At 53.9% G+C, this 9595-nt stretch carries 8 protein-coding genes and 1 pseudogene; 3 read left to right on the forward strand and 6 right to left on the reverse strand.

The features are described from left to right. Positions 1-71 precede the first annotated feature (71 nt). From IE090_RS00845 to purM, 3 genes are all read right to left on the reverse strand, one after another. The gene (locus tag IE090_RS00845; protein WP_189386451.1) at positions 72-914 is read right to left on the reverse strand and encodes a DUF3108 domain-containing protein; all 843 of its coding nucleotides are present in this window, start codon (positions 912-914) and stop codon (positions 72-74) included. 64 nt (positions 915-978) lie between these two features. After that, the gene (gene purN, locus IE090_RS00850; RefSeq protein ID WP_189386452.1) at positions 979-1653 is read right to left on the reverse strand and encodes a phosphoribosylglycinamide formyltransferase; all 675 of its coding nucleotides are present in this window, start codon (positions 1651-1653) and stop codon (positions 979-981) included. Beyond that, positions 1650-2699, reverse strand: a complete 1050-nt coding sequence (gene purM / locus IE090_RS00855) for a phosphoribosylformylglycinamidine cyclo-ligase (RefSeq protein ID WP_189386453.1) — start codon at positions 2697-2699, stop codon at positions 1650-1652. Before purM ends, purN begins: the two co-directional genes overlap by 4 nt. Positions 2700-3018: 319 nt before the next feature. Between purM and IE090_RS00860 the strand changes: the two genes are divergently transcribed. Both IE090_RS00860 and hda read left to right on the forward strand, forming a co-directional pair. Further along, positions 3019-4044 (forward strand): DUF2066 domain-containing protein, encoded by a 1026-nt coding sequence (locus IE090_RS00860; protein ID WP_189386454.1) that lies wholly within the window; start codon positions 3019-3021, stop codon positions 4042-4044. Beyond that, positions 4029-4739: a DnaA regulatory inactivator Hda gene (hda, locus tag IE090_RS00865; protein WP_189386455.1), complete on the forward strand. Its 711-nt coding sequence runs from the start codon at positions 4029-4031 to the stop codon at positions 4737-4739. Before IE090_RS00860 ends, hda begins: the two co-directional genes overlap by 16 nt. Before the next feature lie 100 nt (positions 4740-4839). On the opposite strand, the gene IE090_RS00870 is transcribed toward hda, so the two are convergent. Further along, positions 4840-6024: a pyridoxal phosphate-dependent aminotransferase gene (locus IE090_RS00870; protein ID WP_308428480.1), complete on the reverse strand. Its 1185-nt coding sequence runs from the start codon at positions 6022-6024 to the stop codon at positions 4840-4842. A gap of 162 nt (positions 6025-6186) precedes the next feature. On the opposite strand from IE090_RS00870, the gene uvrB reads away from it, so the two are divergent. Beyond that, a complete protein-coding gene (gene uvrB, locus IE090_RS00875; protein WP_189386457.1) occupies positions 6187-8220 on the forward strand; it encodes an excinuclease ABC subunit UvrB in 2034 nt (677 codons plus the stop codon). Positions 8221-8285: 65 nt separating this feature from the next. Here uvrB and IE090_RS00880 read toward each other — a convergent pair whose 3' ends face one another. Together IE090_RS00880 and IE090_RS17790 are read right to left on the reverse strand one after the other, a co-directional pair. Beyond that, positions 8286-8816, reverse strand: coding sequence for a helix-turn-helix domain-containing protein (locus IE090_RS00880; RefSeq protein WP_189386458.1), 531 nt, complete (start codon positions 8814-8816; stop codon positions 8286-8288). A gap of 450 nt (positions 8817-9266) precedes the next feature. Continuing rightward, positions 9267-9595 (reverse strand): annotated as a pseudogene (locus IE090_RS17790) (transposase); the annotation flags it as partial.

Consider the following 9595-nt stretch of genomic DNA (forward strand, 5'->3'; position numbering starts at 1 on the left):
ATGGCAAGTCTGTGCGGTGGCGCAGTGTAACCGAGGGCCGCTGGCGCGTCAGCTGTCAGGCAGGAAAAACCCTAGTGTTCTACCGCCGTGGTGGTGGCTGTAGGCTGCATTTCTAGACGCTCGATGTCGATCTGATAGCGCTTGTCGCCATTCTTGCGATCCACCAGGCGCACCAAGGTGTAGTGATGTTGTTTGGAGAACCAGGCGTAGATTTTGCGTTTATTGCTGCGCCGTATTTGACGCACTTTCACGGTGTTCAGTGGGCCGATGGCGGTATCTAGCGTTTCTTCGCCCACCACTTCAAAGCGAAATGGCTTGCTTTTGTTTTTTTCAAACACGGCGTAAGCAAAGGTCTGCTTGCCGGCGGCCAGATCAATAGCGGCTTGCTGCATGTAGCTCAAGTTGTCGTGGGGGGCCTGGGGCTCGCCTTGCTCTTCGAGTGCGATCCAACCGTTGTCATAGACTTTGTCGTCGCGCTCACCATCGATCACCTGTTGCTGGTCGTAGTCAAAGCTAAGACTGCGGTCAGGCTCGTTGAATAAGCCGCTGGCGCGATAACGGTAGTCCTGTGGCCAAAAGCGACCGTCGTGATAGCGCAGCGTGGAGGTTTCAGTCAGTGCGGCGGCGCCGGTTTCGGCTTTAAAGCTGAGTTGCCACAGGCCGTCATCGGTTTGCTTGAGCTGGCGCTTGGCATCGATGTCGATGCTGAACCAGCCGACTTTCCACTCGGTAGAGTAGTGCGCTTCGTAGGGGGCTATACCTGTGTTTTGGCCTGAGCTGGACTCAGATTCGTGCGCTGCAGCGGGCTCAGAATTAAGCGCTTCATTGGCTTCTGAACTGGTCTCATGGCGGGCGTCAGCGCTGGCTAGGCCCGTCATTAGAGAAAACGCGATGGTTGCGATGGTGTGACGCATGGGCACCTCAAAGACTTCCTTGAGGGCCCACTATATCGGCGCATCGCTTAGTTGGCGACGGACATTAACTGCCGAGTACCACGCCACTGGCTGGAAGCTGTGTTCCATCGAGCAGTGCTTGCTTGCCGTCGGTGCTGAGTCGTCCTTGCACGAACCACTTCACGGCGATGGGGTAGATAACATGCTCTTGCTTTTGCACGCGCGAACGCAGGCTATCGACATCGTCGCCATCGAAGATGGGCACTTCCGCCTGAATGGCATTGGGGCCGCCGTCCAGCTCTTCGGTGACAAAGTGCACGGTCACGCCGTGCTTGGCATCACCGGCTTCTAGCGCGCGCTGGTGCGTATTTAAACCCTGATATTTGGGCAGCAGCGACGGGTGAATGTTGAGCATTCGGCCCTGATAACGGCGCACAAAGTCGGGGGTTAAAATACGCATAAAGCCGGCCAATACCACCAGGTCGGGCTGGTATTGATCGATCATGCGCATCAGTGCGGCATCAAACTCATCGCGACTGGCGAACTGGGTATGATCCACCACCTGGGTTTCCAGGTCGCGATCCGCGGCTTTTTGCAGGCCGGCCACTTCGGGGCGATTGCTGATCACGGCGGCGATTTCAGCATCGATGTCGCCTTTGCGCACTTGATCGGCAATGGCTTCCATATTGCTGCCACTGCCAGAAATCAGTATCACCAGACGCGGTTTTTGCTCTTGCTCGGCGTTGCGCTCTTCGATCATGCACGCTGCCCTGTGAATTCAACCGCTGGCTCATCGCCCTGGCGCGCGGCCAGCTCACCGATGATCCAAGATTGCTCGCCTTCGGCGTTGAGCAAGGCAACGGCGGCGTCGGCTTTGTCTTCTGGCACGGCGATGATCATGCCAACACCACAGTTAAAGGTACGGAACATTTCTAGGGTGTCGACATTGCCTTGCTGTTGCAGCCATTCGAATACGGCGGGCCATTGCCAGCTGTTGGTGTCGATGATGGCTTTGCAGCCTTCTGGTAAAACGCGCGGGATGTTTTCTTGGAAGCCGCCGCCAGTCACGTGTGACAGGGCGTGCACGTCGCTGGCGTTAATCAGCTTCAGCACTGAGCGCACGTAGATGCGCGTCGGCGCCATTAAAGCATCAGCGATGCTTTGGCCATCGAGGTCGGCGCTTAAATCCGCGTCGGCCACTTCGATGATTTTACGAATCAAGGAATAGCCATTGGAATGTGGGCCGCTGGAGGCCAGAGCAATGAGCTTGTCGCCGGCTTGCACCTTGCTGCCGTCGATCAAATCGTCTTTTTCAGCGATGCCGACACAAAAACCGGCCAGATCGTAGTCTTCACCTTCGTACATGCCTGGCATTTCTGCGGTTTCGCCGCCCACCAACGAGGCACCGGCTTGCTCGCAACCAACGCCGATGCCTTCGACCACCGCTGCGGCCACGTCGACGTTGAGCTTACCAGTGGCATAGTAGTCGAGGAAGAACAGCGGCTCAGCCCCGGCGACCACCAAATCATTCACACACATGGCCACCAGATCGATGCCAATGGTGTCGTGCTTGTTCAGATCCATCGCCAGACGCAGCTTGGTGCCCACGCCATCTGTGCCAGAAACTAACACTGGCTGACGATAGCCTTGTGGCAGTTCAAACAGTGCGCCAAAGCCACCGAGGCCGGCCATTACTTCTGGGCGGCGGGTGCGTTTGGCAACGCCCTTGATGCGTTCAACCAAGGCATTGCCAGCATCAATATCAACGCCAGCGTCTTTGTAGCTAAGGGACTGTTTTTCACTCATGCGGATGTACTCATGGCATGGCCCGAAGCGGGCACGGTTAACCTGGGCTGGCCCTGGTGTCTGCAACAGCGGAGCCAAAATTGGCGAGTATTCTAACGATTTGTCCGCCCCCCTGCATCCCGACTGGCAGGATTCGTCGCCAGTGTTGGCACTTTATGGCCTGGATGCCAGGCCGCGTCGGCATTAAGGGTTTAAAGCTAACGAGTTGGTCAAATATTCCTCTTAAGCAGCCGTTGATGGGGGATGTGATAAAGACACTGGTTATATTTACACGCCGTGGCAAAATAGCCGCTCATTTTGAGCAGCTGGGAGCAAATGCGTGCGAACCGCAGCGCTACTCACGTGTTGGTTTTGGTGTGGCTGGCTTTGGACTGCCGCTGCCCAGGCCGTGACCGTCAGTGACCTGTATCAGGTCAGTGTGATGGTGCAGGATCAAACCGAAAACAGCCGCAACCAAGGGTTGCAGCAAGCCTTACAGCAGGTGCTGGTGAAGGTGTCGGGCAGCCGCGATAGCGTGCAGCTGTTGCAGCAGGCATCGCCGTCGCCGCAGCAACTGGTGGAAAGCTTTAGCTATCGTCGCGATCCGGTTGACGATGCTTTGTTATTACAGGTGCAGTTTGCCAGCAACTTGATCGACCAGCTGCTGATTGATGCCGGTCAACCAGTGTGGGGGCAAACGCGCCCGCTGCTACTGGTATGGCAAGCCGTTGAAGAAGGGCCACTGCGCATGCTGCTGGGTCAGGATGTGTCGTTGTGGCGAGTACAAGCTGATCGCGCCATGCATGAGCGTGGTTTACCGGTATTGTGGCCAACCCTGGATTTGGAAGATGAAATTGCGCTGCCCGTCGAGGCGGTGTGGGGTTCATTTCGAGATCGCATCATTGATGCCAGTCAGCGCTACCGCCACGATGCCATTTTGGCTGGGCGTTTAGCCGCAGCCGGTAATGGCCAGTGGCGTTACGACGGCCAGCTCTGGCATCAGCAGCAATGGCGGCCGATCAGTGTGGTGGCCAACGATGCGGGTGCCGCCATGCAAGGCGTCGCGGATCAGGTAGCGCGCTATTTTGCTGCTCGCTATGCCGTGCGGCGTCAGGTGCAAACCAGTGGCGGCTTTTCGTTGGCGGTCGATGGTGTGGCGAGTTTTGCCGATTATCAAATGCTGCTGCGATATTTAAAAGCCAATGTCGCCATCGATGAGGTTCAGGTGTTGGCAGCGAATGGCCCACAGTTGCAACTGGAGCTGCAGCTGGCTGCTCCTTGGCCGCAAGTGTGGGGAGTTTTGTCGCTGGATAAACGCCTTCAGCAAACCGAGCAACCAGGGGTGGTGCAATGGCAAAGTCGATAACCCATCACCAGCAGTTAACCCTGTCGGTATCTTTGCGGGACGATGCCCGCTTCGCCAATTATTACGATGGCCCTAACGCCCAAATCGTACAGTCGCTGCAGCAGCAATGGACGATCAATGGCGAGCCCTATTTGTATTTATGGGGTAATCGCGGTGTGGGGTGCAGTCATCTTTTACAAGCCGCCTGTCACTATGCTGAGGGCTTGGGCCATCAAAGCGTTTATTTGCCGCTGGATGAGTTGGCTGAATACAGCCCAGAAGTGCTGGATGGCCTTGATCAGTTACCGCTGGTCGCGCTCGATAACCTGCAAGCCGTGACGGGGCGCGCCGATTGGGAAGAGGCGCTGTTTCACCTGTTTAACCGCATTCGCGATCGCCAGAGCCACTTGCTGATCGCAGCCAATGCAGGCCCGAATCGCGTCGGCGTGGCGTTGCCGGATTTATCCTCGCGTTTGAGTTGGGGCATGGTGTATCAGGTGGAGCCACTGGAGCAACAGGATTTGATTCAAGCGGTGTTGCTGCGAGCGCATCGCCGTGGGCTGAACCTCACGGATGAAGTGGCGCGTTTTTTGGTAACGCGAGGGCCACAAGAGACCCAGGGCCTGTTTGATGTGTTGGAAAAACTCGATCAAGCCTCGCTTTCTGCACAGCGGCGCTTAACCATTCCGTTTATCAAAGAAACCCTTGGGTGGTAAAAAAAGCTTGGTAAAAGCTGGCTGATAAAAAATTGGTGATTAAAAAAAGCCGCTCAAACGAAGCGGCTTTTTTATTTGCGCAGCGGCTTTTTTGTGTGGTTTAACCCAGCGCTTTGGCCAATCGAGCGATGGCTTTTTCCAGCACCTCCATCGAAGTGGCAAAGGATAAGCGCATGTGGCCTGGCGTACCAAAGGCAGAACCCGGCACCAGCGCCACTTCGGCTTCGTTGAGCATTTTTTCTGCGAACTCAACGTCCGTTTCAATGCCGGCGTTGGCCATGGCGCCTTTAAAGCTTGGGAAAGCATAAAAAGTGCCGTCGCTTTCAACGCAGTCTACGCCTGGCAGCTCATTCAATGCGCTGACCACATAATCGTGACGTTGTTTAAAGGCTTTGAGCATTTCGCCAACACACGCCTGATCGCCCTCCAGAGCTGCTTGCGCGGCTACCTGGGCGATGGACGTCGGGTTAGAGGTGCTTTGCGACTGAATCTTTTTCATTGCCCCCACCAACTTGGCTGGGCCGCCAACATAGCCAATGCGCCAGCCAGTCATGCTGTAGGCCTTGGATACGCCGTTCATCACCACCGTGCGGTCATACAGCTCTGGGCATACGGTGACGATGTTATGAAAACCGCCTTCGGCCCATAAAATGTGCTCGTACATATCGTCCGTGGCGATGATCACATTCGGGTGCTGGCGCAGCACCTCGGCCAGCGCTTTTAACTCGCTTTCGCTGTAAGCAACGCCTGACGGGTTAGAGGGGCTGTTCAATACCACCAAGCGGGTTTTCGCTGTGATGGCGTTTTCCAGTTGCTCTGGAGTGATTTTAAAACGCGCCTGCTGATCGGTTTCGATGATAACCGGCACGCCTTCGGCGATTTTCACCATGTCCGGGTAAGACACCCAGTACGGCGCTGGAATCACCACTTCATCGCCTGGGTTTAGCAGCGCCAGGGCCATGTTAAAGAAGCTTTGCTTACCACCGCACGACACCAAAATCTGGTTAGGCTCGTAACTTAAGCCTTGGTCGCGCTTGAACTTGGCGATGATGGCTTGCTTTAACGCCGGTGTGCCATCGACGGCGGTGTATTTGGTGAAGCCATTATTAATTGCGTCAATGGCGGCCTGCTTAATGTGCGCCGGGGTGTCAAAATCCGGCTCGCCGGCACCTAAACCAATGATGTCTTTGCCAGCCGCACGCAGCTCTGCTGCGCGATTGGTCACCGCCAGAGTGGGGGATGGCTTGATCTGTTGAACGCGATCAGACAATTGCAGGTCCAAAATATGTATCCTCATGACGCAGTGAGTGAGACAGCCACAGCCCTGGCAAACAATGAGCGTCAGATCAATTGTCTGCAGCGGCCGCAATCAGGTTGCTATAACCTCTCGGCTGCCAGCAAAAAAACCGTATAATCTTAAACCAAATGTGATAGCACTGGAAACCTGATGAGTAAAGCATTTGCGCTGTCATCCAAGTATGCGCCGGCCGGTGATCAGCCCAACGCCATTGAACAATTGGTCAAAGGCGTCGAGGGTGGTCTGCTGAAGCAAACCTTGCTGGGGGTCACAGGCTCTGGCAAAACCTACACCATGGCCAATGTGATTCAGCGCTGCGGCAGGCCAGCCATTGTGATGGCTCACAACAAGACGTTGGCAGCGCAGTTGTATGGCGAGTTTAAAGAGTTTTTCCCCGACAACGCGGTGGAATATTTTGTCTCTTACTACGACTACTACCAGCCAGAAGCTTACGTGCCATCGTCGGACACCTTTATTGATAAAGACGCGTCGGTAAATGAGCACATTGAGCAAATGCGCTTGTCGGCCACCAAAGCATTGATGGAGCGCAGAGACGCCATCATCGTTGCCACCGTATCGGCGATTTATGGTTTGGGTGACCCGGATTCGTATCTAAAAATGATGCTGCATCTGGTGCGTGGCGATCAGATCGATCAACGCAGTGTTTTGCGACGTTTGGCCGAGCTGCAGTACACCCGTAACGATATGGACTTTCATCGCGGCACCTATCGAGTGCGCGGTGAGGTGATTGATGTGTTTCCGGCCGAAGCGGATGAAGAAGCGATTCGAATTGAGTTGTTTGATGACGAAGTGGAGCAACTTTCCAGCTTTGACCCACTCACCGGTGAAGTGCTGAATCGTTTGGCACGCGTAACGATCTACCCCAAAACGCACTACGTTACACCGCGCCAGCGTATTTTAGATGCGATTGACGGTATTAAAGTAGAGTTGGATGAGCGGCTGCAGTATTACCGCGACCATAATTTGTTGGTAGAAGCCCAGCGGCTGGAGCAGCGCACTAAGTACGACCTGGAAATGATGCAAGAGCTGGGCTATTGCTCGGGCATCGAGAACTACTCGCGTTATTTATCAGGCCGGGGTGAAGGTGAGGCACCTCCCACGCTGTTTGATTACATTCCCGATGATGCCTTGGTATTTATTGACGAATCGCACGTGACGATTCCGCAAATAGGTGCCATGTATCGCGGCGACCGCTCACGCAAAGAAACCCTGGTGCAGTTTGGCTTTCGCTTACCATCGGCGCTGGATAATCGCCCCATGCGTTTTGAAGAATGGGAGTCGATTGTACCTCAGTGTATTTTTGTCTCGGCAACGCCCGGCCCATATGAACATGATCATCAAGATCAGGTGGTGGAGCAGGTTGTACGCCCGACAGGCTTGATTGATCCACAAGTGGAAGTGCGCCCAGCCACGGGCCAAGTCGATGATGTATTGCATGAAATCCACCAGCGTGTAGAACAAGGTGAGCGGGTTTTAATTACCGTATTAACCAAGCGCATGGCGGAAGATTTAACCGAGTTTTTGCACGATCAAAAAGTGCGTGTGCGCTATCTGCACTCGGATATTGATACGGTCGAGCGGGTCGAAATCATCCGTGATTTGCGCTTGGGCGAGTTTGACGTATTGGTCGGTATTAACTTGTTGCGTGAAGGCTTGGATATTCCAGAAGTCTCATTGGTGGCGATTTTTGATGCTGATAAAGAGGGCTTTTTGCGCTCTGAGCGCTCTTTGATTCAGACCATTGGCCGTGCTGCCCGTAACCTGAACGGTAAAGCCATTTTATATGCCGATCGCATAACCGATGCCATGCAAAAAGCCATGGATGAAACCGATCGTCGGCGTGAAAAGCAAGTACGCTTTAATGAAGAGCATGGCATTACGCCGCAAGGGGTGAAAAAGTCCGTCGAGGATATCTTGGAAGCTGCGCCACCGCCGGGTAAAAAAGGCAAAGGTCGCGGGCGCGGCAAGGGCCGCAAGGTGGCGGAAGATGCAGCCGGGTACAGTGATGATTGGCGCAGCCTTAACGCCAGTGAACTGGTGAAGCGCATCACCGAAGTGGAAGACAAAATGTTTAAGGCCGCCAAAGATTTGAACTTCGAAGAGGCTGCTCGCTTGCGTGATGTATTGCACGATATGAAACAAGGCGTGATCGAAAATAGCTGATGGGCTAAGTCAGCTAATTGAGCCAGCTAATTGAGCCAGCTAATTGAGCCAGCTAATTGAGCCAGCTAATGGGCTCGTTGCTGGCGGCGCCAAGCCGCCGGCGTTATTTGATGTGCTTTTTTAAATTGACGAATAAAGTGGGTTACGTCTTTCCAGCCTAGTTCCGAGGCAATGTGCTCAACGGTGTTATCTGTGTTGATCAGGTACTCACACGCGGTAGTTAAGCGGTATTTATTAATCCACTGGCCGACGCTGTAGCCTGTGGTGTTTTTCATTTTTGTCGCCAAGTGAGCCGGGCTTAAATGCACTGCCTGAGCAACATCTTTTAGTGATATTCCCTGTTGGCTGTGCTGCTCGATAAAGCGCAATGCTTTACCTATGCGCGTCTCTAGCCCCAGCTGCTTGTCACTTAGGTGATGCCCTTGCTGGGCTTCGTGCACTATTAAAGTGATTAAAGCGTGCAGCACTTCCAAGGGGCTATTGTTTTCCAGCTCGGTTTGCAACTGTTTAAACAGGGATTGCGTCCATGCAAGGCGCTCAGCTGGCAACTGCACGATGGGCAGGGCCCCCTGGCGTACCTGAGCAAAGGGCTGCATGACCGAGTGTTGCTCACTCAGGCCGATGGCTGCGGCATTAAAACTTAAGGCACCTCTGAATAATGCGGTGCCCGCTCTGGATCGCCAGAGGGCTTCAGATCACGAAGCCGGTTTGCCGCTCTAGCCAGCTACAGCAAAAATCGGCGACACAGAGTTGGAGTTCTCTGGGAAGGATTGTTGAGACACCAAGGATTGTTGATGGATTGTTGAGTGATTGTTGAGACACCCATTATATGAGGATTGTTGAGAAAAGCATTGTTGAGACACCCATTTTATTAATTTTCTAAGGATACATCTTGTTGGTGGTCCAATTTTCAGCAACATGACTTTGCGGGAAGAGTGGCTGTAGAAGAGGAAGTGTAATGAATTGCTAGCATCATTGAGCGATTTTGGGTGTGTGTTGCCCTCAGACTGCCCTGATAATGCTGAATGCAGTGGAAGGAGGTGTCGTCAGGCTGATCGGTTGAGTAACGAACGGCAGCGACTAAGCCCTGGCGGGCGCTGATAATTCAGTGTTTCACAGGCTTGGCGTAATTTTTCTTCACCGCCGGCAAAGGTTTTAAAACAGTCTTCAAAATGCTGGGTCATCTCTAACCATTGCTGGTCATCAATGCCTAAGCGATCGAGAATGGCCGCCGTATTTTTGGCAATAGCGCCGCGTTTATCGTGGCGAATAATGCGGCCAGTCCAGTCGACCAGTTCGAGGTAATCCATCAGCTTCATTTGAATGCCCAGCGGTATATTTTGCCGAGGGTTGCCAACGAAGGGTAATAATTCCT

Source organism: Bacterioplanes sanyensis (genome assembly GCF_014652515.1).
Taxonomy (GTDB): Bacteria; Pseudomonadota; Gammaproteobacteria; order Pseudomonadales; family Oceanobacteraceae; genus Bacterioplanes; species Bacterioplanes sanyensis.